This is a genomic window from Enterobacter sp. BNK-13, from assembly GCF_048685015.1.
Classification (GTDB): domain Bacteria; phylum Pseudomonadota; class Gammaproteobacteria; order Enterobacterales; family Enterobacteriaceae; genus Enterobacter; species Enterobacter quasiroggenkampii.
Map to the genome: position 1 here is coordinate 1011564 of NZ_JBLQTP010000001.1, position 24682 is coordinate 1036245.

A 24682-nucleotide genomic window follows, 5' to 3' on the forward strand; every position below is an offset into this window, starting at 1 on the left:
CAGCGGGTTGATTGTCTTCATAAAAAACTATCGGCCAGCGCTTCTTCAGGACTATAGTGTTCACAAGATGACGTAGTCAGGAGAAAAGACGTGGATTATCGCAAAATTATCAAAGAGGTAGGGCGGGGCAAAAATCATGCGCGCGACCTGGATTACGAAACGGCTAAGGCACTGTATACGCACATGCTGAATGGCGATGTGCCAGATCTGGAGATGGGTGGCATCCTGATCGCGCTGCGTATTAAAGGGGAAGGCGAAGCGGAGATGCGCGGTTTTTACGAGGCGATGCAGGCGCAAACGATGCGCTTAACGCCGCCAGTCGCAAAGCCGATGCCGATTGTCATCCCCAGCTATAACGGGGCGCGTAAACAGGCAAACCTGACGCCGCTGCTGGCGATTTTACTGCACAAGCTTGGATTCCCGGTTGTCGTACACGGCGTAAGTGAAGATCCCACGCGCGTATTGACGCAAACCATCTTTGAGCTGCTGGACATCAAGCCGACCCTTCATGCGGGTCAGGCGCAGGCGAAGCTTGACGGGCATCAGCCAGTCTATATTCCGGTTGGTGCGTTCTGCCCGCCGCTGGAAAAGCAGCTGGATATGCGCTGGCGTATGGGGGTGCGTAACAGCGCCCACACGCTGGCAAAACTGGCAACGCCGTTTGGCGAAGATGCCGCGCTGCGGCTTTCCAGCGTCTCTCATCCGGAGTACGTGACGCGAGTCGGCAAGTTCTTTGAAGAGGTTGGCGGGCGCGCTTTATTGATGCACGGCACCGAAGGGGAGGTGTATGCCAACCCGCAGCGCTGCCCGCAGATTGTGCACATTAATTCTGCCGGTGCGCGCGTCATTCTGGAGCGCGGGACGGATAATCGAGATGTGGCGTTGCCCGAAGCCAAAGATCCGCACACCACTGCCCACTGGATCACCCAGTGTCTGGCGGGCCAGGTCCCTGTTCCGCACGCCATTACGCAGCAGATGGCCTGCTGTCTGCTGGCGACGGGGGAGGTGGACTCGATAGAGGACGGTCTGGCGCGCGTGGCGCAGTCTTTTTAACTAAAAAAAAGCCCGTCCAGTGGCGGACGGGCAAGCAAGGGTAACAAACAACAGGGTCAATGAGGGTTGGAGCAGCTCACCAGAGGGTTTGGCGAGGGGACAGCATTCGTTCAGGCGATTATTTGTAGATAACCGCGGTACCGCTCAGCTTGTTATTGCCGTTAGCGGAGGTAATGGTGTATCCGCTTGCACCGGCAGCAGCCGCTTTCTCAGCCAGTTTGGCTTCCAGACCGTCCAGCGTGGTCGCGCCATCAGCACTTACCACACCGACTTTATTCATGTTCTGTGCCTGAGTTGAAGAGACTGGCTCTACGGCGAAAGCGCCGAAGGACAGGGCGGACAGGGCAACAGCAGCTACAGCATATTTGATGGTTTTCATAATTAATCTCTCGCAGGTGTTTCTGTTAAGGGGACGATGTTCCGTCGATGTGATAAGTATCACGGTTTGTTTCGAGGGATAAAATCGAAGAGAATTGACGTGGTTGCTCAAAAAAATTGAATGACAAATAACTTATTGAATATTAATAAATTCAAACTGGCGATTTACACTTCTTGTTGATGCGCTTTACAGAAGAAAGATGAAGGGCACATTTTGCTACGCGGTTCGCTAAAAATCGTGAGCGTAAAGGTAAGGGCCTGTGCGGTTAACTTAGGTAAAGGAAAGTCAACGTAACTGGCTGTCTTTCGAACCCCTGCGATTATATCCCGAATGTGATGAATTTTTCGAATCTTTATGCTGTTGGCAGGTAATGCAAAGCCTTACACCGGGGATGGCTTTTCGGCGCGCCTCGGGAATAGGGTCTCCACACTCTTCGCATTCAGTTAAGCTTTCGCCGCGCGGAATTTCACCGCGGGCACGCGCTACCGCATCTTCAATTGTACTGTTGATCTGGTCGTTAACGGCATCATCATTTGCCCAGCCGGAAGCCATTATGTCCTCCTGAGATTGGTTCAGCCCTGCTTTTAATATGGGGTTAAAAAACGAACAGTCAAGGCGAGGGGGAAGAGAACTGCATCCGGTGGACAGATGCAGTCTGGGGAAAAAAGCTGATTATTTATAAATGGTCGCTGTGCCGTACATATGGTTATCGCCGCCAGCGGAATTCACCACGAAGCCTTTTGCACCTTCCTGACGGGCTTTTTCGGCAAGTTTAGACTGGAGATCGTCAAGGTTGCTGGCACGGCTTACCGAGACGGTGCCTGCAGGCCGAAGCTGGCTGGTGTCGGTACTCGGGGTCAGCGACTGAACGGCCATCGCAGAGAATGACGCAGTCGCCAGGGCGGCAGCGATAACAGCAAGGGTCAGATACTTTTTCATAATCACATCCTCATGAGGAAACAACAGGTGATTCCCCTTAAGTTTAGAAGCCGGAGGAGTGTGACTTAGCGCAAATATTTGATGATGATCTGCTTATTTTTTGAACAACATCATTTGACATTTAGCTGACAGATCATAGACATAAAGGTGTTTGATTTATGTCGAATTTTTAATCGATGCAGAGAAAGATTTACCGTTGGACCAGCAAAGGGTATCTTACGCCGCTGTTTAAAGGAGAACGCCATGACTTCCCAAAAGCCGGGATTGCACCCACGAAATCGCCACCGCAGCCGCTACGACATGAATGCGTTATGCCTGAGCTGCCCGCCACTGCAGGACTACATTGTCCAGACCCCCGCGGGTGAACCTTCGGTCAACTTTGCTGACCCCCAGGCGGTTAAAATGTTGAACAAAGCGCTGCTTGCACACTATTACGGGGTGGCGAACTGGGATATTCCCGAAGGCTTTCTCTGTCCACCTGTGCCGGGCCGCGCGGATTACGTGCATCATCTTGCCGACCTTCTTGCCGAAGGTAATGAGGGCATTGTTCCAGAGCAGGCCACCATTCTGGATATTGGCACCGGGGCGAATCTGATTTACCCGCTGATCGGCGCGCATGAATACCACTGGCGCTTTACCGGAAGCGAAATCGGTGCCGAGGCCTTTGCCAGCGCCCAGGCGATTATCAGCGCGAACCCTGGGTTAAGCCGCGCCATTCGTCTGCGTCGTCAGAAAGAGGCGGCGTCGATCTTCAACGGTATCATTCACAAAAATGAAAGCTATGACGCCACGATGTGCAACCCGCCGTTCCATGATTCGGCGGCAGCGGCCCGTGCGGGCAGCGAGCGCAAGCGCCGTAACCTGGGTCAGGCGGAAGATGCCGCGCTGAACTTCGGCGGTCATCAGCAGGAATTATGGTGTGAAGGCGGCGAAGTGGCGTTTATCCTGCGCATGATTGCGGAAAGCAAACAGTTTGGTCGTCAGGTGAAGTGGTTCACGACGCTGGTTTCCCGCGGAGATAACCTGCCGCCACTCTACCGCGCGCTCACCGAAGCGGGTGCCGTAAAAGTGGTGAAAAAAGAGATGGCGCAGGGCCAGAAGCAAAGTCGCTTTATCGCCTGGACGTTTATGGACAATAACAAACGTCGCAAATAGCACTCCGTCGTAGGCCGGGCATGGCGAAGCCGCCACCCGGCAACGAGGCTACAGCGTCGGCTCCTGCGGTGGGAGCGGCGCTGCGGGCGGCGGCAGTACCTGATAGGTCTGGACCGGCATCCGCACGTTCGCCAGATCGAAGTGTTTTTTCACCATGCTGTCGAGCGCAAAGCGCACCGTCCACTGCTTCAGCGGCTGGGTGGTGAACGACACGCGCAGGGTAAAGGCCGTGTTCGTCAGCCCGACAATGCCGGCAAATGACGGCTCGCCAATCACCAGTCCGCGAATGTCCTCCATCTGCATCAGCTCCTCTACCGCATCGCGCAGCGCCTGCTTCGCTTTATCGGCATCCTCATGACGATCCACATCGTAGTTTGCCACCACGGAACCAATGCCGCGCACAAAGTTGGCGAAGGTGGTTATCGAGGACCAGGGAATGATGTGGTACGCCCCGGTGTCCTGGCGCACGCCCACCGAGCGAATCGACATCCTCTCAACGGTGCCGGTTAACGGCCCAATAGTCACCAGATCGCCCGTGTTCATCCCGTTCTCAAACTGGATAAAGATGCCGGTAATAATATCCTTCACCAGCGTTTGCGACCCGAAGGAGATCGCCAGCCCCAGGGCACCGGCACCGGCCAGCAGCGGGGCGATATTCACCCCGATTTCCGACAGCACAATCATAATGGTGATGGTACTGATAATGACCGCCAGCGCGTTGCGGAACAGGGTTAACAGCGTTCTTGCCCGCGCGCTGGGCAGGGGACGGCCATGAATATCCGATACCAGACGGTTCTCGATAAGGCTCGCCAGCAGCGTCCAGCCGACGGCAGAGAAGAACAAAATCAACGCGATGCGAATCAGGATGTCGACCGTTTTTTCACCCGCACCGTTGTGCAGCCAGTTCCAGAAATCAAACAGGCTCCACGCATTCAGGAGCAGCATAATCGCCACGCAGACGGTGAGGATGCGCGCCACCTTCAGCGATACCGACATCCAGCCGTTTACCCGTTTTTGCAGTTCCGGGTAATTACGCTGTACCTGCGGCGACAGGGTGATGGTTTTCGAAATCCAGCGTGACAGCAGCCCCGACACAAACGCCGCGATGCCGATAATGGCCAGGCTTTTGAACGTTGCCCCCATCATGAATTTCAGGCTATTGCCCGGGTCGAACAGCGAGAAGAAGCACAATACGATGAAGTAGGCGCTTGCCAGCCAGTGCCACACCAGGGCGAAAGCGCGGATAAACAGGCTGAAGAACGAGAGGGAGCGATCGGCCAGATTCAGCAGGCTTTGGGTAATGGTTTTTTTATTGTGGAAGATCAGATACAGCGACCAGACGGTAATGCAGATCATGATAATGACGTTTGCCAGCGCGCCAAACTGGACGTTCACCTGGTTGGAGATGATCGGCACGGCAACCAGCAGGCCGTAGCCAATCAGCCCGCTGAGCACGCTCAGGCGCAGCGCCCAGTACTTCGCCGTTTCATCCCGGATGGCGAAAGGACGCAGCGCCGGCACGTGGGGACAAAAGAGTAACCGCAGCAGCGCCTTGAAGAACTCAATCAGGGCAAAGGCATTCAGGAAAAGCGACTGCTGGAAGGCGATGGTTTTGTTGCCCGCGTTCAGCCTGTCGGCCAGCATCTGGCCTAAGAACAGCGTCAGCGCCAGCAGCAGTAAATCAATGATAAACGCTGAGGCTATCATCAACGGCAGGTGCAGCCAGCTGCTTTTCTGCTGATTCTTTCTGCGTCCCCATTGCCCCATTTTGCGGTACAGCGGCCACGCGCACAGGCGCACCAGCCAGTAAAAAAGGAAGACTGCACCGGCCAGCATCAGGAACTGCGTGGCGGCGGCGGTAAACGTTTGTGGGTTAAACGGCTTATGCGGTGAGCCAATCAGGTTGCGGTAGAGCTGAGCAAAGCGCGAGGAGAGCGCTTCCCCATAGTGTCGGCTCACGTCGGTGACATTTTCCAGCACCGTTTTTTGTTCCTCCACCTGGGGAGGGGTGATGACAGGCACCGGCTCCTGCGGCGGCGTGGCGGCCACTTTCCGCAGCTGGCTGATGAGTTCCTGCCGGGAGGTGTCGTTCTCAAGGACGTCGGCGAGGGCGCTGTAGGCGGCTTTTTTCTGTTCGACATCGGGTTCAGGAGGGGGCGTACTTTGCTGACTGGCGGTTGTTCCGGTGGTCACGCCGGGGATCGCGACGGCGAACGATGGCGCACTAAACAGGCTAATCAACAGCAACAGGATCCACGGCACGGCGTCCTCCGGTGAAAATGTCGAACAAAATGATAAGTATAGAAGTCGGGACGCGGAGGGGGATTTTTGGGAACAATCTGGCGTAAAAAAGCCGGGCAAGCCCGGCTTTAGCGTCAAGCGAGGGATCAGGAGACGTGCTGCAGGAACTCCTGCAGACGCGGGCTCGGCGGGTTCGCAATCAATTCCTGCGGGTTACCGTCTTCCGCGATACGGCCTTTATCAATAAAGATCAGGCGGGACGCCACTTTCTCAGCGAAGCCGATTTCGTGGGTCACGATAACCATCGTCATCCCTTCTTCCGCCAGATCCTGCATGACCTTCAGCACCTCGTGGCGCAGCTCCGGGTCGAGTGCGGACGTAGGCTCATCAAACAGCATCAGTTTCGGTTTGACCGCCAGCGCACGGGCAATTGCCACGCGCTGCTGTTGACCACCGGACAGCTCAGAAGGGTAGTGGTGCGCGCGTTCAGCCAGGCCGACTTTCGCCAGCAGATCTTTGGCCAGCGCTTCTGCCGCCGCTTTGTTGGCACCGCGCACGCGCAGGGGGCCAAACATCACGTTCTCCAGCGCCGTCAGGTGCGGGAAAAGATAGAACTGCTGGAACACCATGCCCGCTTCCTGACGAATCAGACGGTCATCCACTTTCGGGTCATTCACCTTCAGACCGTCGACGATCAGATCGCCGCTGGTGATCTCTTCCAGCTTGTTGATGCAGCGCAGCAGGGTCGACTTACCGGAGCCGGATGGCCCGATAATGACCACCACTTCACCCTGCTGGATGTTCAGATCGATATTGTGCAGCACCTGGGTTGGGCCAAAGTGCTTGGAAACGTTTTTAAATTCAATCACAGGATTTTCATCCTTCTTTCAAGACGACGCAGAACGAAGCTCAGAACCAGAGTAATGATCAGGTAGACCACGGCCACCGCACTCCAGATTTCCAGCGCGCGGAAGTTGCCAGCAATGATCTCCTGCCCCTGACGGGTCAGTTCGGCCACGCCGATAACAATGAACAGCGACGTATCTTTAATGCTGATGATCCACTGGTTACCCAGCGGTGGCAGCATGCGACGCAGCGCCAGCGGCAGAATAACGTGGCGGATCGTTTCGCGACGTGAAAGGCCTAATGCCAGACCGGCTTCACTGAAACCTTTATGAATCGACAGCACCGCACCGCGGGTAATTTCCGCAATGTAGGCGCCTGAGTTGATCATAATGGTGACGACGGCTGCGCTGAACGGGTCGATGCGCAGGTCAGTGAACGCCATAGGCAGGGCGAAGTAAATGAACATGACCTGCACGACAATAGGGGTGCCGCGGATCACTTCGATGAAAACCAGTGCGATGTGGTTTGCAATCCAGCCACCGTAGGTACGGGCGAAACCGGCGACAAGACCGATAATCAACCCGCCAACCAGACCCAGGACCGAAATCCACAGGGTCATTTTAGCGCCTTCAAGCAAGAGTGGAATGGCAGGCCAGATGGCGCTCCAGTCAAACTGCATGATGTATTCCTGTATACCGTGGTGAAAAACGAAAAACGTAGGCCCGGTAAGCGGCAGCGCCACCGGGCGTTACAAACCTGAATTCAGGTGAAATTATTTAGGCTCGGTACCGAACCATTTTTTGTAGATTTCGTTATAGGTGCCGTTCTCTTTCAGCGTTTTCAGCGCGCCGTTAACTTTCGTGCGCAGGTCGTCGCTGCCTTTCGGGAACGCGATACCGTACTGCTGGGCTTCCAGAGACTCGCCAACGGCTTTGAACTTGCCGTTACCGGCTGTTTTGATGAAGTACAGGATGTTCGGCGTGTCGTGCAGAACAGCGTCAGCACGGTTGGTGCCGAGTTCCATGTACGCGTTGTCGATGTTCGGGAACTGACGCAGGTCTTTGGTTTTGATTTTGGCTTTCGCGTAATCAACCGAACCGGTGCCGCTCTTCACTGCCACCACTTTGCCGTCGAGATCTTTCACGCTTTTTACGTCGTTATTATCGGCTTTGACCATCACCAGCAGGCCGCTTTTGTAGTAGCCATCAGAGAAGTCGATCGCTTTTTTACGTTCGTCGGTAATGGTGATACCCGCCAGCGCCAGATCAACGTTCTTGGTTTGCAGTGCCGGGATGATGCCGCTGAAGTCCATCGGCTTCAGGGTGTAATCCAGTTTGAGTTCTTTTGCGACGGCGGCCCACAGATCCACATCGAAACCAACGTATTTATCACCCTGTTTGAATTCAAACGGAACGAACGCCGTGTCGGTCGCCACAACCAGTTTGTCGGCAGCCTGAGAGGACACCGCAAAAGCCAGGGTAAGTGCAGCCAGTGAAACTTTTAATACAGACTTCATAGCATTTCCTTTTATATCCACGGGGCGATCCCCTGCGAGAACAGGTGGCACAATGAAAAAATCGTGCCAACTTTACAAGCTATTGTTTTGCAAAGGGGATGATGTCATGCATTGCACAATAAATGGGGCAATGAGGTCTTATTGCACCAAAGTGGAGCACTGTTTTGGTGCGCTTCGTTTGGCTCAACTGACGGGGAGATATTTAGCGTAAATTCTGACGAAAAAACAATCTTCCGTTAACGGTTGTGTGAGGTGATTATTACAATTTCTTCACTTTTGCACGTTCTCAGGCAAAAAACGTGCACCATAGATGTGCAAAACCCTCACCGAAGGGCGAGGGTTTGATAGAAAATTCGTATGAATTATTCGATGTTAGATTCGATGAACCACAGGAACTGATCCAGATCGCGGGACGCGGCGGTGAAGATGTCTGCGGTATCTTCGTCTTTCGCTTCGCTAATCGCTTTGCGCACATCGTTCGCCACAATCGCATAGCGGTCCGCCAGCTCTTTCAGGTGATCCTGAACGGTATGGATATCCAGCGGATAGCTTTTCAGCGGGGTTTTACTGTTGATCACCTGCGTGGTGCCCAGTGCCACGCCGCCTAACTGAACGGCACGTTCAGCCATCGTATCGAGGTGGGTAACCAGTGCTGTGCGGAAGCCATCCAGCATTTCATGAACGGCAATAAAGTTTGCACCGCGCATATTCCAGTGGGCCTGTTTGGTGATCAGCGAAAGATCGATGAACTGGATCACCTGGCGATTCAGCAACTCAATGGTCGCTTTTTTGTCGCTGTCCGATACATCGTTACGGGTATAAAGCAGATTAGACGCTTTCGTTTTCACCAGTTTAGCGGTACTCATAATCTCATATCCTCTTGATGTTTATGTCCCAGGTAATTACGGAACTAAGTATAGCACCGGATTTTTTCTCTGCGGTTTGGCTGTGCCTATCGGTTTAATAGCGAGAAGGAGGTTGAGAATTTAATTTATTGAAAGTATTGAATAATCTATAAATTAATACAGATCAATCTTAATTGCTGAATGGGGAAGTTAACGCAGAGGAATATTTTGCTGGCAGGCGTGAGTGTGTAAGAAATTATAACGCCTGTGTTTCTGGCCTTTATTCTGCATGGCGTGGAAGCCATGCAGAATATATGGCCTTAGTTGATATCCACTTTCTCAACTTTTGGCTCCGGGCGCATGGTAAGCGTCGAGCCCATTGATGCCGCGATAATCGAGCAGAGCGCCAGCGTCTGGGTCAATGTCAGGGTTTCGCCGAGAAACACCATCCCGGAAATCGCGGCAAGTGCAGGCTCCATGCTCATCAGGGTGCCAAATATGCGTGTCGGCAGACGCGTCAGCGCAATCATCTCCAGAGAATAGGGGAGTGCGGTAGAGAGAATCGCGACCGCCAGACCGATGGGCATGACGGACCATTGCCAGATAGACTCTGTCGCCTGCGCCATACCGATGGGCACAAACACGATGGCCGCAATCAGGGAGCCCAACGCGACGGTCGCCGGACCGTGCTCTTCCCCAGCGCGCTGGCCGGTGAGGATATAGATAGCCCAGCAGGCACCTGCGCCCAGCGCCAGCGCTGCGCCCGTCAGGTCAATCTCAGAAACGCTCTGGCCCAGCGGCAGCAGGAACCATAAGCCCAGTACGGCTAACACGACCCAGATAAAATCGACCGGACGTCGGGAGGAGAACAGCGCCACCGCCAGCGGGCCGGTAAACTCCAGCGCGACGGCAATACCCAGCGGTATCGTCTGGATGGAGAGGTAGAACAGGTAGTTCATTGCCCCCAGGGAGAGTCCATAAAACAGCAGCGGTAAACGCTGCTCCTTTTTGAAGCGCAGACGCCACGGTTTAAAAATGACCACCAGTATCGCCGTGCCTAGCACAATACGCAGGGCGGTCACCCCGGGGGCGCCAACCAGCGGAAAAAGCGATTTTGCCAGCGAGGCACCGCTTTGAATGGACAACATGGCAATGAGTATGACGGCTACCGGCAACCAGACCGACGACGTGCGGGATAACCCAGGCATCCTTTCTCCTGTCAGCTTATGTCAAATGAGGTAAAGGTTGCAGTGTAAAGGAAATACGCGGCTACGGTTGAGGTACTGTTGAAAAAAAAGCAGGTGAAATCCGTAAAATGGTTAAGCGCTGGTGGATTTATCGCCTGTCAGATTAGGAATAATCTGGATGAATGTAACTGCGCAGACGCGCACTATGCGCATTTAGTAGTGAAAATTGCATGTGATTTGAAAGAGATAGCTGATGCTGGAAACGTTCTGTTACAGGAAAGGTTTCATTAGACATCACGAATCACAAAGAGTTTCGCAAATTTTTTTGATATATTTAAAACTTACGGACTTACTTGGATCACATTTGAGGTGGTTATGAAAAAAATTGCATGTCTTTCAGCACTGGCCGCTGTACTGGCTGTTTCCGCAGGTACCGCTGTAGCTGCTACTTCTACTGTTACTGGTGGTTATGCTCAGAGCGACTATCAGGGCGTGATGAACAAAGCTAACGGTTTCAACCTGAAGTATCGTTACGAGCAGGATAACAACCCACTGGGCGTGATCGGTTCTTTCACCTACACCGAGAAAGATCGTTCTGAAAACGGCGCATACAACAAAGGCCAGTACTACGGTATCACCGCGGGCCCAGCTTACCGTCTGAACGACTGGGCAAGCATCTACGGTGTTGTAGGTGTTGGCTACGGTAAATTCCAGCAGACCGAAAACGAAGGTCTGAACCGCACTGCAAGCAACAGCGACTACGGCTTCTCCTATGGCGCAGGCCTGCAGTTCAACCCAATCCAGGACGTTGCTCTGGACTTCTCCTATGAGCAGAGCCGTATCCGCAACGTTGACGTTGGCACCTGGATCGCGGGCGTAGGTTACCGCTTCTAATCACTTCGGTGATTAAATAAAAAATCCGCCCACTGTGGCGGATTTTTTTTGTCGAAGATAAAAGCAAAACGGCAACCTAAGGTTGCCGTTTTTAGTGTTTGTTCCCTCTCCCCGTGGGAGAGGGCCAGGGTGAGGGCATCGGTCCGCACGAGACGGCAATTACTTACTCTTAATATCAAAAATATCCGTACCCAGATGGTTGTAGTCAACTTTCTGTAACTTGAAGTTGGTAACGTACACTTGGGGAGCTTTCTTGTTAGAGGCAAACGGGTAAGCGTTTTTTATCTGCCCGGCGGTAATCCCCGTCCACTGCGAGAAAAACTGCAGGAAATCATTCGCTGAACGACGCGCTTTAATGACGCGATGCGTTTTATCGTCACTCGACAGCACCATAAACGGCACCTGGAAGTTCTGCTGGAACTTGTCATCGTGCGCCAGGTACTGCACCTCTTTCCCGCGCTCTTTAAACGCCAGCCCGTGATCCGAGAAATAGACCAGGGAGAAGCTGTCGCCCGTATTGCGCAGCTGATCGTAGAGCTTGCTCAGCAGGTCGTCGGTTTGCGTCATGGTGTAGAGATAGCAGGAGGTCTCTTTGGACTGCACGAACTCCGCGTACTTCCCGCCGGTCCGATCGCAGGCCTGCGGGTGCGATCCCATCAGATGCAGGACGATCAGCTGAGGCTGGGTGCGCGGGGTGGCGAAGACCTGCGCCGTCATTTTCAGCAGCGCTTCGTCTTTGGTATTTTTGTCGGCTTCAAAGTCGCCATTTTTCAGGAACTGCACTTCGTCAGCCCGTTTGGCGATGCTGGCGATGGCCGTATCGTATTCGCCAATTTGCCCCTGATTCGAGAACCACCACGTCTGAAAACCTGCGCGGTTTGCCAGGGTGACGAAATTATCCTGATACTGCGGTTTGCCATCCACCACCCGGTTAAGGGTCAGGCCGAGCGATTTCTGCGTTGAGCCGCTGGCCGCGACATAATCGGTAAACAGGGTGCCTTTGACCGAACTCGCGAACGGGGTGTTGTCCCAGTGGCCGCCAAACGCCCCCATTGCATCGCGACGTGCGCTTTCGCCAATCACCACCACATAGGTGTGATATTTCGGCTTAACGGCCAGCACGTTCCAGGTGTCTTTCATATTGGAAAGCTCAGCCATGCGGGCCTGTTCGTCGAGAACCTCTTTATTATTTACAACGACGTCTTTCACGAAGCGGAAAACCGGATAGCCGATGTTAATAAGTCTTAGCTTACCGTCCCAGGGAATATTCTGGATGGGGGCGACAAACGCCACGGCAACGCTGAATACCAGACAGAGTATGTCGATCTTACCCCAGGATTTTTTCTCGCCCGGCTGACGACGGATGGCGATAACGCCCAACGCGAAGATAAAGAGCCCGACCACGTAGCTGTACCACGGAAAGATCGTCAGGATCTCCGTCGACTCTTCCATATTGGTCGAGTGCAGCGCCAGCAGGGTATTAAAGTTTGGCGAGCCGTAGGCCTGACCAAACGGGAAATAGAGTGCCGCAACCAGCGAACAGATGCCGATTAATGCTTTTTGCGCGCGCGGCGCGGCTCGCCACAGCACATGCAGAATGCAGGTGAAGGCCACCGCGTAGAGCAGACTAAAGGGATAACCGAGCGCAAAGTTAATCAGTAATGACTGCAAAAAGTAAAACCCCGTCCACGGGCTTAAGGCCCGGCTGCGGGTCACAACGGTATCTATCAGGGTTAAATTCATAGGTCACTATCATGGATGAAAACGCCATGTGCTCACCCTGGCGTCAAGGGTCATAACCTGCCTGACAGTGCGTGGAGAGGGAATGAGGGTCCGCTTCAGCGAGCCGCAAATTGTGCAGGGCTGCAAGAAGATAGTGCGAGCGCTAAATAATATCAACAGTTGCTAAGCAGATGTTTTGCGAAGGGGATTGCAAATCCGTAAAAAAGATCGGGAATAGGGCGGCTGGAAGCCAGTTTATAGCGAAAATGTGACGGGAAAATGAAGCGGCGTACCGCGACGCCGCTTAGTGGGAAGGTTTGTCATCCTGATGCGGTTTGCCGTTAAACATATCGCACAGCATGTTCAGCAGCATTAAGCGCACTTTAAAGGGTGAGTGGGTAAACACGGTCATGCACCTCTTGAATTCGTTCATAAGACCTCCTGATTTTTGATCCCTTCGATCCGTGAAGGGTGACTGCATTACATACAGATATAGCACAGGCTATATTGTATAGCTATGGCTATTTCGTTAATTTTTTGTGCTTGTGGAGGGATGGTTTACAATGTGCGCTCTCGATACCGGGCGCTGGAAGCGTCACCCCACTGAGGAAGTACAATGAACCGTCGCGCAGGTAAGCCAACCATTAAAAAAACGACGCAACTGGTGAATGTTGAAGAGCATGTCGAAGGTTTTCGCCAGGTCCGTGAAGCGCACCGGCGTGAACTGATTGATGATTATGTTGAACTCATTTCCGATCTGATTCGTGAGGTCGGGGAAGCGCGTCAGGTCGATATGGCCGCCAGGCTGGGGGTATCGCAGCCAACTGTCGCAAAAATGTTAAAACGTCTCGCCTCCGTGGGCCTAATCGAAATGATCCCCTGGCGCGGGGTCTTTCTGACGCCAGAAGGGGAGAAACTCGCGCAGGAGAGCCGCGAGCGCCATCAGCTTGTCGAGAATTTTTTGCTGGTGCTGGGCGTTAGCCCGGAGATTGCCCGCCGGGATGCGGAAGGAATGGAACACCACGTCAGCGAAGAGACGCTGGTGAAGTTTCGTGAGTTTACGCTTAAATATGGTCCCTCCGCTGAATGAAAATCCCTGGACTGCAGGCCCTGGCACGCGATCGTTTCTTCCATCTCTTATTACTCATTGGCGCAGGATTAAGCCTCTTTGTGCCGTTTGCGCCGCAGGCCTGGCCCGCTGCCATTGACTGGCGCACCATCATTACCCTGAGCGGCCTGATGATGCTCACCAAAGGGGTCGAGCTGAGCGGCTATTTTGACGTGCTGGGCCGTAAAATGGTGCGCCGCTTTGCCACCGAGCGCAGGCTGTCCCTGTTTATGGTGTTCTCCGCCGCGGTGCTGTCGACGTTTCTGACCAACGACGTGGCGCTGTTTATCATCGTGCCCCTCACGCTCACGCTGCGTAAGCTTTGCGAGATACCGGTCAGCCGGCTGATCATCTTTGAAGCGCTCGCCGTTAACGCCGGTTCTCTGTTAACGCCTATCGGCAACCCGCAAAATATCCTCCTCTGGGGACGTTCCGGGCTGTCGTTCGCCGCCTTTACCTGGCAGATGGCGCCGCTGGCGCTGGTGATGATGCTGTCGCTGCTGGTGGTGTGCTGGTTTGCGTTTCCGGATAAAAAACTGCAATACCACAGCGGCACCACGGGCCCGCAGTGGCAGCCGCGTCTGGTCTGGAGCTGTCTCGGGTTATATATCGTCTTTCTGTTCGCGCTCGAGCTGAAGTATGAGCTGGCGGGTGTCCTGCTGGTCGCCGCAGGCTTTGTCGTCCTCGCGCGGCGCGTGCTGGTCAGCGTGGACTGGACGCTGCTGCTGGTCTTTATGGTGATGTTTATTGATGTGCATCTGCTTATCCAGCTTCCGGTGCTGCAAAACGTGCTCCACAGCGTCAGTACGCTGTCTCAGCCGGGACTGTGGCTGACGGCGATTGGCCTGTCGCAGTTTATCAGCAACGTGCCGTCCACCATTCTGCTACTCAACTATGTTCCGCCGGACACGCTGCTGGCCTGGGCGGTGAATATCGGCGGGTTTGGGCTGTTGCCCGGCTCGCTGGCCAACCTGATTGCTCTGCGCATGGCCAACGACCGTCGTATCTGGTGGCGCTTCCATCTCTGGTCGATACCGATGCTGGTTTGGGCCGCGGCGATCGGTTTCGGAATATTCCTTCTCATATAGTGCGCAATTTGTCAGTTTTTCCTGGCAAACGTATAGCAACGTCCTAGCTTTAGTGAACGGCATAGTGTGATGCCGCTCACTGACAGGACCGTTGCTGAACTATGGCTGAAGATCAAAATAAGCCTGCTGACGAGCAGGACAAAAATAATAATGAGCGTAAGCGCCCGGGCAAAAAACCGTTAATTATCCTCGGCATTGTCGTGGTGGTGATGGTTGTCGTGGCGCTGGTCTGGTGGTTTTTAACCCGTAACGAAGAGACGACTGACGACGCCTTTACCGACGGCGACGTGGTGACGATTGCCCCGAAAACGGCAGGCTACGTCACCGAGCTGCGGGTGCGCGATAACCAGCGCGTGAAAAAGGGCGATCTGCTGGTGGTTATCGATCCGCGGGATACCACCGCGCAGCGCGATCAGGCTCAGGCCCAGCTTGGGCTGGCCATCGCGCAGCTGCATCAGGCTCAGGCGCAGCTGGCGCTCTCAAAAGTGCAGTATCCCGCCCAGCGTGACGAAGCCAAAGCGCAGGTGCTGAAAGCACAGGCCGATCTGGCGAACGCGCAGGCGGAGTACCGTCGCCAGCGCGGCGTCGACCCGCGGGCAACCACCCAGCAAAGCATTGATTCCGCGAACGCTCAGCTGCGCAGCGCGCAGGCGGGGCTGGCCAGCGCCCAGGCGCAGCTGGAGGTGGCAGAGCAGGTCCAGCTGCAAATCCGCCAGCAGGAAACCAACGTTGAAGCGCGCGAGCGTCAGGTCGATCAGGCGAAAGCGCAGCTGGAAACGGCCAATCTGAACCTCTCTTACACCGAAGTCCGCGCCCCGTTCGACGGGTTTGTCACCAAACGCAACGTGCAGCCCGGCACGCTGGTGCAGGCGGGTACGGCGCTGTTCTCCCTGGTTTCGCCGAACGTGTGGGTGGTGGCGAACTTCAAAGAGTCCCAGCTTGAGCGCATGAAGCCCGGCGATAAGGTCACCGTGTCCGTCGACGCGTGGCCGGATATGGCGCTTGAGGGCCACGTTGACAGCATCCAGCAGGGCAGCGGCTCGCGCTTCTCCGCCTTCCCGGCAGAAAATGCCACCGGTAACTTCGTCAAAATTGTGCAGCGCGTGCCGGTCAAAATCGTGATTGATAAGGGGCTCGATCCGAACAAACCGCTGCCGCTGGGGCTGTCGGTTGCGCCGAAGGTGACGGTGGAATGACGGATCACAGCCACGACAGCTGGAAGCCCGCCAGCAACCCGTGGGCGGTGGCGATTGTCGTCACCCTGGCGGTGTTTATGGAAATTCTGGACACCACCATCGTGAACGTGGCGCTGCCGCACGTGGCAGGCTCGCTCTCGTCCAGCTATGACGAATCCACCTGGGTGTTAACCAGCTACCTGGTCGCGAACGGCATCGTGCTGCCCATCTCGGCGTTTCTGAGCCGCGTCTTCGGCCGCAAGCAGTTCTTCCTGATCTGCATCGTCATGTTCACCGTCTGCTCGTTCCTGTGCGGCATCGCCACCGAGCTGTGGCAGATCATCCTGTTCCGCGTGATGCAGGGCTTTTTTGGCGGCGGGCTACAGCCCACGCAGCAGTCGGTACTGCTCGACTACTTCAAGCCGGAGGACAGGGGCAAAGCCTTTGGGCTCTCGTCCATCGCGATTATCGTTGCACCGGTCCTCGGCCCGACGCTGGGGGGCTGGATCACCGACAACTACTCCTGGCGCTGGGTGTTCTTTATCAACATCCCGGTGGGGATTGTCACGGTGCTGGCGATCTACCAGCTGCTGGAAGATCCGCCGTGGGAGAGTAAGTCAAAAGAGAAGCTGACTATCGACTGGACGGGGATCGGCCTGATCGCCCTTGGGCTGGGCTGCCTGCAGGTGATGCTTGACCGGGGGGAAGATGAGGACTGGTTCTACTCGAACTTTATTCGTACCTTCGCGGTGTTAACGCTTATCGGCATTATCGGTGCCATTTACTGGCTGGTGTATGCCAGAAAACCGGTGGTGGATCTGCACTGCATGAAGGACCGCAACTTTGCCATCTCCAGCCTGCTGATGGCGGGGATGGCGATGATTTTGTACGGCAGTTCCGTGGTGATCCCGCAGCTGGCGCAGCAGGACCTGGGCTATACCGCCACCTGGTCCGGGCTGGTGCTGTCGCCCGGGGCGGTGCTGATTGTGCTGACTATACCGCTGGTGCTGAAGCTGATGCCGGTGGTGCAGACGCGCTGGATTATCGCCTTTGGCTTTACCTGTCTGGCGGTGTCGTTCTTCTGGTCGCGCACGCTGACCCCGGATATCGACTTCGAGACGCTGGTGCTGTTCCGAAGCGCCCAGTCGCTGGGGCTGGGGTTCCTGTTTGTGCCCCTGACCACCATTGCCTTTATTTCGATTCCAAGACGGCTGAATGCCGATGCGGCTGCGCTGTTCACCATGTTCCGTAACGTCGCGGGCTCGGTCGGGATCTCGCTGTCGACGGCGGCCATCACCGAACGATCCCAGGCGCACAGCGCGCATCTGGCGTACCACGCCTCGCCGTTTAACGAGCAGTTCCAGCAGGCGATACGCGAAAGCGCCCAGGCGATCCAGAACTTCACGACCCAGGTGGGAGACCCCACCGGCATCGCCACCGGACGCCTGTATCAGACCATGATCGAGCAGTCGCGCTTTTTGGCCTACATCGACGTCTTCACCATCCTGAGCGCCGTGGCCTTGCTATTGATTCCGTTTTGTTTGTTGCTCTCGCCGGTTAAGAGCGAGGGGAGTGCAGGAGCACATTGATGATACACAGACGTTTACACCCCCTGATGATAATGATGCTGCTGGCAGGTTGCGCCGTCGGGCCGGACTATCAGCCGCCCGCGCCGCCTGCCGTTACGCACTGGAACGATAAGGGCGACAGCGCGGTAAAATCGCAGACGACCTCCGCCGCGACCAACCCGCGCTGGTGGAAGACCTTCGGCTCGTCACAGCTCGACAGCCTGGTGGAACGCGCCATCGCCGGGAACCTGACGCTGCAGCAGACGGTGCTGCGCATCGCCGGCGCGCGCGAACAGATTAACCAGGCGGGCGGGGCATTTTATCCGTCGGTGAACGGCAATCTGCAGGCGACGCGCCAGCAGCTCGGGCTGGAAGGGGAGCTGAAATCCCACGGCGTGTATGACCAGGTGGATAGCATCGATCCCGCTCTCAAGGGCGCGCTGGGACCGCTAACGCAGCCGATCAACCTCTACCAGGGCAGCTTCGACGCCCAGTGGGAAATTGACCTGTGGGGTAAGGTGCGTCGACAGGTGGAAGCCGCCGAAGCGCAGCAGAAAGCGGCTATCGAGCAGCGTAACGACGCGCTGGTGTCGCTGGAGGCGGAAGTGGCGCGCGCGTGGCTCCAGCTGCGCGGGGCGCAGAGCGTTATCGCCACGCTGAACACCCAGATTAAAAGCGCGCAGCAGACGCTGGATCTGACCGAGAGCCGCCAGCGCGGCGGGCTGTCGCCGCAGATGGACGTGGAGAATGCGCGTGCACAGCTGGGTAACCTGGAGGCGCAGCTGCCGCAGTACCAGGCGCAGGCGCGTCAGGCGATGAATGGCCTGGCAATCCTCCTGGGCAAGCCGCCGGGGGCGCTGGATGCGGAATTACAAAGCGTGCAGCCGATGCCCGCGCTGCCGGATATCGTGCAGACCGGCATTCCGTCGACGCTGGCGCGCCGCCGTCCGGACGTGCGTGAAGCGGAGGCGAATCTTCATGCCGCCACGGCGCAAATCGGCGTCTCGGTGGCGGAGTTGTTCCCGAGCTTTACCCTCTCCGGGCAGTTTGGCCTGCGCAACAGCGAAACCAACTGGCTGACCGACTGGAGCAGCCACTTCTACAGCTTTGGCCCGCAGGTCTCCATTCCCATCTTCCAGGGCGGTCGGCTGGTCTCCAGCGTGAAGGTGGCGCGCGCACAGCAGGGGGCGGCGGTGCTGGACTATCGTCAGACGGTGCTCACCGCGCTTGGCGATGTCGAAAATGCGCTGGTGAGCTATCGCACAGACCAGCAGCGTGAAGCGGGTCTCGCAAAAACGATCGACGCCCTGCAAAACGCCTTTGACCTGGCGAGCGACAGCTATCGTCAGGGGATCGCCAGCTTCATTGACGTGCTGGACGCCCAGCGGCAGCTGGCCCAGGCCGAGCAGCAGCGCGCGCAGGCGCAGGTGCAAAGCGCGCTCGATCTGGTGGCGCTCTACAAGGCGCTCGGCGGCGGCTGGGAGCCGTATCAGCAGGTGCAATTACCGGACTACAGCGTCTTTGGCGACGCCCCGCGCGGATAAATTTTCAGAGGATTGGGCAAGAAACGGACAGGAACGCCACATTCGCGATGGCTGAGGGGCGGGTATAACTATCGGGTACCCCTTAAACGACATGCGAGGATTATCTTATGCGTTATCAAAAACTGGGCAACACCGGTCTGTTCGTTTCTGAACTGTGCCTCGGCACCATGACCTTCGGCGGTGAAGGCGGCATGTGGGGCAAGATTGGTCAGCTCCAGCAAAGCGAAGCAGAACAGCTGCTGGGCCGCGCGCTGGATGCCGGGATCAACTTTATCGATACCGCGGACGTTTACTCGGAAGGGCGTTCGGAGGAGATCACCGGCCAGGCGCTGAAAAACCTGAAAATCCCCCGCGAGAACGTGGTCGTCGCGACCAAAGTGTTCGGCGAAACCGGAACGGCAGGGGTGAACTCGCGCGGCAGCTCGCGCTATCACATCATCAGCAGCGTGAAGGAGAGCCTGCGTCGCCTGCAGCTCGATCATATCGATCTTTATCAGCTGCACGGCTTCGACCCGGCCACGCCGATTGAAGAGACGCTGTATGCGCTGGATAACCTGGTGCAGCACGGCCACGTGCGCTATATCGGCGTCTCGAACTGGGCGGCGTGGCAGATTGCCAAAGCGCTGGGCATTTCCGAGCGTCTCGGGCTGGCGCGTTTCGCATCCCTCCAGGCGTATTACACCATCGCCGGACGCGATCTTGAGCGCGAGCTGGTGCCGATGATGCAGAGCGAAGGCGTCGGGCTGATGGTCTGGAGCCCGCTGGCAGGCGGCCTGCTGAGCGGAAAATATGGCCGCGACGGACAGAGCGAAGCCGGTGGCCGTCGTCTGGAGTTTGACTTCCCGCCGGTGAACAAAGATCGCGCCTTCGACTGCGTGGACGTGATGCGCATGATCGCCGAAAGCAAGGGTGTCTCCGTCGCGCAAATCGCGCTGGCGTGGCTGCTGCATCAGAAAGCGGTGACCAGCGTCATCATTGGCGCGAAACGCGTTGAACAGCTGGACGACAACATTGCCGCCACCGGGATCCGTCTCAGCGAAGACGAGCTTAAACAGCTGGATGCGGTGAGCGCGCTGCCGCGGGAATATCCTGGCTGGATGCTGGAGCGGCAGGGGGAGTATCGCCGCAATCAGCTCGCACAGCAGTAACACTCCGCATCAGGTAATTTTTTAATTTGTTTGCCCCTCGTTGCAGCAGTCGGCAAAAGCTGTTTATTTCATTAAGCATGCTTTTGCCGATTCAACGATGGGCTGTGGCGGCAATCAGCAACCGTCTTTGCAGGTTGCCGCTGGATTTTGCTCAAGGACTCTTACCAGCAGGGCTCGGGGCTCTCTGACTACATCTGTTCCAATTGACAGTACTTTGCCGTCCCGTTCTGCTGAATACTTCGCGACAACATCACCGAACGCATTTCGCTGCAGGGCGACCTCTTGTCCTGCTTTTACCGTGTCGCCGGGTTTAACGAAAACTTCCGCAAACCCACCTGTGGTTGCACGTATTGAACTGATAGCATTACCAATATACGTTTTATTGCTGCTGGCGGTTGCGCCGATTTTGCCTTCAATAACCTTGTAGTGGATCAGTACATTGAGGGCACCCTCTAAGCCTCGGGCAATCATATCCTGCTGGTAAATCCTCGGTTCTCCCGTCTCGGCCGTTATCGCCGGGATACCATTTTGAATAAAGGTTGTCTCCATTGAGCCGGCTTCGCCGGGATCTTTCTTAATTTGATCGGCCGGAAAAAGTTCTGCAATCGTCCGGGCATCCGCATTGCGGTAGTCGGCATAAATGAACAGCGGATAAGCCGTTCCGGTAGACTGGGTGTGATAGTCAATCGCCAGGTCTACATTTCCCTTGTAAACCTTATTCCACATCATCCATGCCTGACGCTCAGCAGAGTTACCCGTTTCTTTTCCTGGATGTACGCGGTTGTAGTCGATCGTCTCACCACCATCGGTTGAAACAGACCATGTCCGGGAAACCCTTTCAAGACCAGAACGGTTTGGGCCAATAATACCAATAACGCTTCCTTTCATTTTGGCGGGGTCCAGTTGTTCCATTACTTTTTGGACGATGCGCACTCCGTTTAGCTCATCCCCGTGGACGCCCGCCTGAAGCAGAACTTTCTTCCCGTCCGTTTTCCCTTTTGCCACCATGATGGGGACATACCATCGCTGTCCCGTTCCTGTCTCAACCCCCTCGAACATGAAGCGATGTTGTCCTGCTGTCAGGTCAGCTACATCCAGAGTCGAGATAACAGGTACTCCCTGCACCTTATCACCCGTATACACCGTTGCCGCGTGAGTCATTGAGCATGACAACGCTAAGCTAAGAGCGAATGCGATACGGCTAGTAGATATCTTCATGTGCGTCATTTTCCATTTGATAGGGTTGAGATTTTTATTTTCCGGCCAGGGCCTGGGTTCATGCTCATTAAGTTAATAATGATTTTATGAGGCCAGCCAGTGGCACGATCGGGAAATGTGATTTTGCATAGGCTAACGCTCCGGCCTCAGGAAAAGGATTTGCGCGATCCATTTTCCTGCCCGGCTTCTTCTTTCCAACATACCTCACAAAAAACGATCCTCCTCTTTGATCGTTTTTACATCTTCGCCTATATGACTAGTCATGAATTTTTAAATGACTAGTCATATAGGGAGAGAACATGAACAATCAGCTGCCAGCCAACTTTTTATGGGGCAACTCGGTCTCCAGCATGCAGACGGAAGGGGCGTGGAACGAGGGCGGGAAGGGGATGTCGGTGTATGACATTCGTGAAGCCGGGGAGAACGTCTCCGACTGGAAAGTCGCGACCGACTCCTACCACCGCTACCGGGAAGATTTCGACCTGATGCAGGATCTGGGCATGAACTGCTACCGCTTCCAGATCTCCTGGAGCCGCGTCTGCCCGCAGGGCGACGGCCCGTTCAACGACGAAGGCATCGCATTTTACGACCGCTTTATTGACGATCTGATCGCCCGCGGCATCGAGCCGATGATCTGCCTGTACCATTTCGACATGCCGCTCGCGCTGGCGCAGGAGTACAACGGCTTTATCGATCGCCGCGTGATGGACGCCTTTATCCGCTATGGCAAAAAGATGATCGACTGCTTTGGCGACCGCGTGAAGTACTGGCTGACCTTCAACGAGCAGAATATTTTCCATATGCCGGAAGCCTTCCGCATTTCCGGCTATATGAAAGGCGAGAAAACCCTGCGCGAGCTGTACCTGCTCCAGCACCATACGATGGTGGCGCACATGGCGCTGACCGAATACCTGCACCAGACGAAACCGGGCCAGCTGATGGGCGGCATGCTGGCGCACCAGCTGATCTACCCGGCCACCTGCAAACCGCGCGATATCTTCTGCGCCCAGCAGTATGACGAATTCCTCAACCAGAATTTGCTGCGCGTCTTTGCCGGGCAGGGCTACAGCCCGGCGGTGATGGCGGTGGTGGAGCAGGAGGGCTTTGGCGATATCTACCGCGCAGACGATCTCGCGCTGCTGGCGCGCACCCAAAACGACTATATGGCCTTCAGCTACTACGCCAGCAAAACGCTGGACAGCGATGCGATCCCGGAAGGCACGCCGGTCAACTATTATCTGCTGCACGGCGAGAAAAATAACCCCTACCTGAGAGCCACCGAGTGGAACTGGCAGATCGACCCGCTCGGTTTTCGCACCATCATTACCCGCTATTACAACGACTGGCGCCTGCCGGTGTTCCCGATTGAAAACGGCATTGGGGTAATTGAGTCCTGGGACGGGGTGAACCCGATTGAGGACACCTACCGCATCGACTACCACCGGGCGCACATCGAGGCGATGAAAGCGGCGATGTTCGAGGACGGGGCACAGGTCATTGGCTACCTCGGCTGGGGGTTAATCGACATTCTCAGCTCCCAGGGCGACATGCGTAAGCGCTACGGCGTGGTCTACGTCAACCGGGAAAACCACGACCTGAAAGACCTGAAGCGTGTGCCGAAGAAGAGCTACGCGTGGTTAAAACAGGTTATCCATACCAACGGACGCGAGATGTAAGCCGTACGCTGCCGGGCCGTTTTTGTGACTGATTGATGGGAACACGCCGCTATGTCTGAAACAAAAATCACACCGCACATGCAGTCCTTTGTCGATAAGTTTGTCGAGTTCTCGGCGCGCCTGGCAAACCAGGTGCACCTGCGCTCCCTGCGCGACGCCTTCGCCACGGTAATGCCCATTTTCATCCTCGCCGGTCTGGCGGTGCTGGTGAACAACGTGGTGTTTCCGTGGATTTTTCACGGCGATACGCTGGCACACTTCAAAGTGTGGGGCGAGGCGATTATCAACGGCACGCTGAACATCGCCGCGCTGCTGCTGGCCCCGATGATTGCCTGGTCGCTGGCGCGCAACAAAGATTTCGACAATCCGGTCTCGGCAGTGGTTATCGCCGTCAGCAGTTTTATCATTATGATGCCGATGCGCTTACAGATTACGCCCGTCGGCAGCGACGCTGCGGTCAGCGTGACGCAGGTGCTGACCTTCGCCAATATCGGCTCCACCGGGATTTTCGCCGGGGTGCTGATTGGGCTGCTTTCAACGGAGGTATTCATCGCCATCTCGCGGTTGAAGGCGCTGCACATTTCGCTCGGGGAAAACGTGCCCCCGGCGGTGAGCAAATCCTTTACCGCGCTGATCCCAACCATTCTCACGCTTTCCCTGTTCGCGGTGCTCGCGGCGATACTGGCAAACGTGCTGCATACGGACCTGATCCATCTCATTACGACCTTCATCCAGCAGCCGCTACGGCTGATCAACACCAGCCTGCCGGGGACGATTTTCATCTACAGCTTCGGCAACTTCCTGTTCACGCTCGGTATTCATCAGTCGGTGGTCAACAGCGTGGTACTGGAGCCGTTCCTGCTGATCAATACCAACGAGAACATGCTGGCCTTCGCCAACGGCCAGCCCATTCCGCACATCATCAATAACATCTTCGTGCCGACCTTTGGCATGGTGGGCGGGACGGGCAGCACCATCTCGCTGCTGATCGCCATCTTTATCTTCTCCCGACAACAGTCGGCGAAGCAGGTGGCGCGCCTGTCGCTGGCGCCGGGGTTGTTTAATATCAACGAGCCGGTGATCTTTGGCCTGCCGATCGTGTTTAACCTGCCGCTGATGATCCCATTCGTGCTGCTGCCCGCGATAGGTATTTACTTTGCCTGGCTCTGTACCACGCTGGGATTCATGTCGCGCTGCGTGGTGATGATCCCGTGGACCACGCCGCCGATTCTCAGCGCCTGGCTGGCCACGGCGGGAGACTGGCGGGCGGTGGTGGTGCAGTTGGCAATCATCGTATTTGGTGTATTCTTCTACCTGCCTTTCCTCAAAATTGCCGAGCGAGTGGCCTTGAAAAACAGCGGGATAGAAAACTAACAGAAA

Annotated in this window: 23 protein-coding genes; 11 read left to right on the forward strand and 12 right to left on the reverse strand. The window is 55.8% G+C overall.

Annotated features, from left to right (window positions below):
• The first annotated feature begins 90 nt into the window (after window positions 1-90).
• On the forward strand, window positions 91-1053 hold the full coding sequence (ybiB, locus tag ACMGGQ_RS04795; protein WP_325818700.1) for a DNA-binding protein YbiB: 963 nt from the start codon (window positions 91-93) through the stop codon (window positions 1051-1053).
• Between the two features lie 118 nt (window positions 1054-1171).
• Here the strand turns inward: ybiB and ybiJ are convergent, their stop codons facing one another.
• The 3 genes from ybiJ to mcbA form a co-directional block, all read right to left on the reverse strand.
• Window positions 1172-1432 carry a DUF1471 family protein YbiJ gene (gene ybiJ, locus ACMGGQ_RS04800; protein ID WP_023310874.1) on the reverse strand — a complete coding sequence of 87 codons (261 nt, stop codon included), beginning with the start codon at window positions 1430-1432 and terminating at the stop codon, window positions 1172-1174.
• Between the two features lie 285 nt (window positions 1433-1717).
• Window positions 1718-1984: a DksA/TraR family C4-type zinc finger protein gene (locus tag ACMGGQ_RS04805; RefSeq protein WP_048027017.1), complete on the reverse strand. Its 267-nt coding sequence runs from the start codon at window positions 1982-1984 to the stop codon at window positions 1718-1720.
• Between the two features lie 120 nt (window positions 1985-2104).
• Entirely contained in the window at window positions 2105-2371 is a 267-nt protein-coding gene (mcbA, locus tag ACMGGQ_RS04810; protein ID WP_045909506.1) for a DUF1471 family periplasmic protein McbA, read from the reverse strand.
• A 243-nt stretch (window positions 2372-2614) separates the two neighbouring features.
• On the opposite strand from mcbA, the gene rlmF reads away from it, so the two are divergent.
• Window positions 2615-3526, forward strand: a complete 912-nt coding sequence (gene rlmF, locus ACMGGQ_RS04815; RefSeq protein WP_417928894.1) for a 23S rRNA (adenine(1618)-N(6))-methyltransferase RlmF — start codon at window positions 2615-2617, stop codon at window positions 3524-3526.
• A 48-nt stretch (window positions 3527-3574) separates the two neighbouring features.
• Here rlmF and ybiO read toward each other — a convergent pair whose 3' ends face one another.
• The 6 genes from ybiO to rhtA all read right to left on the reverse strand — a co-directional run bounded on the left by ybiO (window position 3575) and on the right by rhtA (window position 10182).
• Window positions 3575-5788 carry a mechanosensitive channel protein gene (ybiO, locus tag ACMGGQ_RS04820; protein WP_048027019.1) on the reverse strand — a complete coding sequence of 738 codons (2214 nt, stop codon included), beginning with the start codon at window positions 5786-5788 and terminating at the stop codon, window positions 3575-3577.
• Between the two features lie 125 nt (window positions 5789-5913).
• The gene (glnQ, locus tag ACMGGQ_RS04825; protein WP_023292945.1) at window positions 5914-6636 is read right to left on the reverse strand and encodes a glutamine ABC transporter ATP-binding protein GlnQ; all 723 of its coding nucleotides are present in this window, start codon (window positions 6634-6636) and stop codon (window positions 5914-5916) included.
• On the reverse strand, window positions 6633-7292 hold the full coding sequence (glnP, locus tag ACMGGQ_RS04830) for a glutamine ABC transporter permease GlnP (RefSeq protein ID WP_003858462.1): 660 nt from the start codon (window positions 7290-7292) through the stop codon (window positions 6633-6635). The genes glnQ and glnP overlap by 4 nt, the downstream gene beginning before the upstream one ends.
• A 93-nt stretch (window positions 7293-7385) precedes the next feature.
• Complete coding sequence (glnH, locus tag ACMGGQ_RS04835) at window positions 7386-8129, reverse strand: glutamine ABC transporter substrate-binding protein GlnH (RefSeq protein ID WP_420289659.1); 744 nt, start codon at window positions 8127-8129, stop codon at window positions 7386-7388.
• 362 nt (window positions 8130-8491) lie between these two features.
• Window positions 8492-8995 carry a DNA starvation/stationary phase protection protein Dps gene (gene dps / locus ACMGGQ_RS04840; RefSeq protein ID WP_008501171.1) on the reverse strand — a complete coding sequence of 168 codons (504 nt, stop codon included), beginning with the start codon at window positions 8993-8995 and terminating at the stop codon, window positions 8492-8494.
• A gap of 299 nt (window positions 8996-9294) precedes the next feature.
• The gene (rhtA, locus tag ACMGGQ_RS04845) at window positions 9295-10182 is read right to left on the reverse strand and encodes a threonine/homoserine exporter RhtA (protein ID WP_262779171.1); all 888 of its coding nucleotides are present in this window, start codon (window positions 10180-10182) and stop codon (window positions 9295-9297) included.
• A 354-nt stretch (window positions 10183-10536) separates the two neighbouring features.
• On the opposite strand from rhtA, the gene ompX reads away from it, so the two are divergent.
• Window positions 10537-11055: an outer membrane protein OmpX gene (ompX, locus tag ACMGGQ_RS04850; RefSeq protein ID WP_008501173.1), complete on the forward strand. Its 519-nt coding sequence runs from the start codon at window positions 10537-10539 to the stop codon at window positions 11053-11055.
• 159 nt (window positions 11056-11214) lie between these two features.
• Here ompX and ACMGGQ_RS04855 read toward each other — a convergent pair whose 3' ends face one another.
• Window positions 11215-12798, reverse strand: a complete 1584-nt coding sequence (locus tag ACMGGQ_RS04855) for a phosphoethanolamine transferase (protein WP_420289660.1) — start codon at window positions 12796-12798, stop codon at window positions 11215-11217.
• Window positions 12799-13081: 283 nt separating this feature from the next.
• The gene (gene mntS / locus ACMGGQ_RS04860; protein WP_008501175.1) at window positions 13082-13210 is read right to left on the reverse strand and encodes a manganase accumulation protein MntS; all 129 of its coding nucleotides are present in this window, start codon (window positions 13208-13210) and stop codon (window positions 13082-13084) included.
• 183 nt (window positions 13211-13393) lie between these two features.
• On the opposite strand from mntS, the gene mntR reads away from it, so the two are divergent.
• The 6 genes from mntR (at window position 13394) to ACMGGQ_RS04890 (ending at window position 20408) form a co-directional block, all read left to right on the forward strand.
• Window positions 13394-13867 carry a manganese-binding transcriptional regulator MntR gene (gene mntR / locus ACMGGQ_RS04865; RefSeq protein WP_008501176.1) on the forward strand — a complete coding sequence of 158 codons (474 nt, stop codon included), beginning with the start codon at window positions 13394-13396 and terminating at the stop codon, window positions 13865-13867.
• Window positions 13864-14973: an anion transporter gene (locus tag ACMGGQ_RS04870; protein WP_048222158.1), complete on the forward strand. Its 1110-nt coding sequence runs from the start codon at window positions 13864-13866 to the stop codon at window positions 14971-14973. The genes mntR and ACMGGQ_RS04870 overlap by 4 nt, the downstream gene beginning before the upstream one ends.
• Window positions 14974-15074: 101 nt before the next feature.
• The gene (locus tag ACMGGQ_RS04875) at window positions 15075-16169 is read left to right on the forward strand and encodes an HlyD family secretion protein (RefSeq protein ID WP_048222160.1); all 1095 of its coding nucleotides are present in this window, start codon (window positions 15075-15077) and stop codon (window positions 16167-16169) included.
• Window positions 16166-17737 (forward strand): DHA2 family efflux MFS transporter permease subunit, encoded by a 1572-nt coding sequence (locus tag ACMGGQ_RS04880; RefSeq protein ID WP_048027030.1) that lies wholly within the window; start codon window positions 16166-16168, stop codon window positions 17735-17737. Before ACMGGQ_RS04875 ends, ACMGGQ_RS04880 begins: the two co-directional genes overlap by 4 nt.
• A complete protein-coding gene (locus tag ACMGGQ_RS04885) occupies window positions 17737-19260 on the forward strand; it encodes an efflux transporter outer membrane subunit (protein ID WP_069719563.1) in 1524 nt (507 codons plus the stop codon). The genes ACMGGQ_RS04880 and ACMGGQ_RS04885 overlap by 1 nt, the downstream gene beginning before the upstream one ends.
• A 107-nt stretch (window positions 19261-19367) precedes the next feature.
• The gene (locus ACMGGQ_RS04890; RefSeq protein WP_262820434.1) at window positions 19368-20408 is read left to right on the forward strand and encodes an aldo/keto reductase; all 1041 of its coding nucleotides are present in this window, start codon (window positions 19368-19370) and stop codon (window positions 20406-20408) included.
• Window positions 20409-20522: 114 nt separating this feature from the next.
• Here the strand turns inward: ACMGGQ_RS04890 and ACMGGQ_RS04895 are convergent, their stop codons facing one another.
• The gene (locus ACMGGQ_RS04895) at window positions 20523-21626 is read right to left on the reverse strand and encodes a succinylglutamate desuccinylase/aspartoacylase family protein (RefSeq protein ID WP_229225553.1); all 1104 of its coding nucleotides are present in this window, start codon (window positions 21624-21626) and stop codon (window positions 20523-20525) included.
• Window positions 21627-21925: 299 nt separating this feature from the next.
• On the opposite strand from ACMGGQ_RS04895, the gene ACMGGQ_RS04900 reads away from it, so the two are divergent.
• Window positions 21926-23302, forward strand: coding sequence for a glycoside hydrolase family 1 protein (locus ACMGGQ_RS04900; RefSeq protein WP_420289661.1), 1377 nt, complete (start codon window positions 21926-21928; stop codon window positions 23300-23302).
• Window positions 23303-23353: 51 nt separating this feature from the next.
• Complete coding sequence (locus tag ACMGGQ_RS04905; protein WP_063621239.1) at window positions 23354-24676, forward strand: PTS sugar transporter subunit IIC; 1323 nt, start codon at window positions 23354-23356, stop codon at window positions 24674-24676.
• The last annotated feature ends 6 nt before the right edge of the window (window positions 24677-24682 follow it).

Bases quoted from the DNA above. Each gene is read 5' to 3' on its own strand.
- ybiJ (WP_023310874.1), bottom strand. From the start codon at position 1,432: ATGAAAACCATCAAATATGCTGTAGCTGCTGTTGCCCTGTCCGCCCTG.
- ACMGGQ_RS04805 (WP_048027017.1), bottom strand. From the start codon at position 1,984: ATGGCTTCCGGCTGGGCAAATGATGATGCCGTTAACGACCAGATCAAC.
- mcbA (WP_045909506.1), bottom strand. From the start codon at position 2,371: ATGAAAAAGTATCTGACCCTTGCTGTTATCGCTGCCGCCCTGGCGACT.
- rlmF (WP_417928894.1), top strand. From the start codon at position 2,615: ATGACTTCCCAAAAGCCGGGATTGCACCCACGAAATCGCCACCGCAGC.
- glnP (WP_003858462.1), bottom strand. From the start codon at position 7,292: ATGCAGTTTGACTGGAGCGCCATCTGGCCTGCCATTCCACTCTTGCTT.
- glnH (WP_420289659.1), bottom strand. From the start codon at position 8,129: ATGAAGTCTGTATTAAAAGTTTCACTGGCTGCACTTACCCTGGCTTTT.
- dps (WP_008501171.1), bottom strand. From the start codon at position 8,995: ATGAGTACCGCTAAACTGGTGAAAACGAAAGCGTCTAATCTGCTTTAT.
- rhtA (WP_262779171.1), bottom strand. From the start codon at position 10,182: ATGCCTGGGTTATCCCGCACGTCGTCGGTCTGGTTGCCGGTAGCCGTC.
- ompX (WP_008501173.1), top strand. From the start codon at position 10,537: ATGAAAAAAATTGCATGTCTTTCAGCACTGGCCGCTGTACTGGCTGTT.
- ACMGGQ_RS04855 (WP_420289660.1), bottom strand. From the start codon at position 12,798: ATGAATTTAACCCTGATAGATACCGTTGTGACCCGCAGCCGGGCCTTA.
- mntS (WP_008501175.1), bottom strand. From the start codon at position 13,210: ATGAACGAATTCAAGAGGTGCATGACCGTGTTTACCCACTCACCCTTT.
- mntR (WP_008501176.1), top strand. From the start codon at position 13,394: ATGAACCGTCGCGCAGGTAAGCCAACCATTAAAAAAACGACGCAACTG.
- ACMGGQ_RS04870 (WP_048222158.1), top strand. From the start codon at position 13,864: ATGAAAATCCCTGGACTGCAGGCCCTGGCACGCGATCGTTTCTTCCAT.
- ACMGGQ_RS04875 (WP_048222160.1), top strand. From the start codon at position 15,075: ATGGCTGAAGATCAAAATAAGCCTGCTGACGAGCAGGACAAAAATAAT.
- ACMGGQ_RS04880 (WP_048027030.1), top strand. From the start codon at position 16,166: ATGACGGATCACAGCCACGACAGCTGGAAGCCCGCCAGCAACCCGTGG.
- ACMGGQ_RS04885 (WP_069719563.1), top strand. From the start codon at position 17,737: ATGATACACAGACGTTTACACCCCCTGATGATAATGATGCTGCTGGCA.
- ACMGGQ_RS04890 (WP_262820434.1), top strand. From the start codon at position 19,368: ATGCGTTATCAAAAACTGGGCAACACCGGTCTGTTCGTTTCTGAACTG.
- ACMGGQ_RS04895 (WP_229225553.1), bottom strand. From the start codon at position 21,626: ATGAAGATATCTACTAGCCGTATCGCATTCGCTCTTAGCTTAGCGTTG.
- ACMGGQ_RS04900 (WP_420289661.1), top strand. From the start codon at position 21,926: ATGAACAATCAGCTGCCAGCCAACTTTTTATGGGGCAACTCGGTCTCC.
- ACMGGQ_RS04905 (WP_063621239.1), top strand. From the start codon at position 23,354: ATGTCTGAAACAAAAATCACACCGCACATGCAGTCCTTTGTCGATAAG.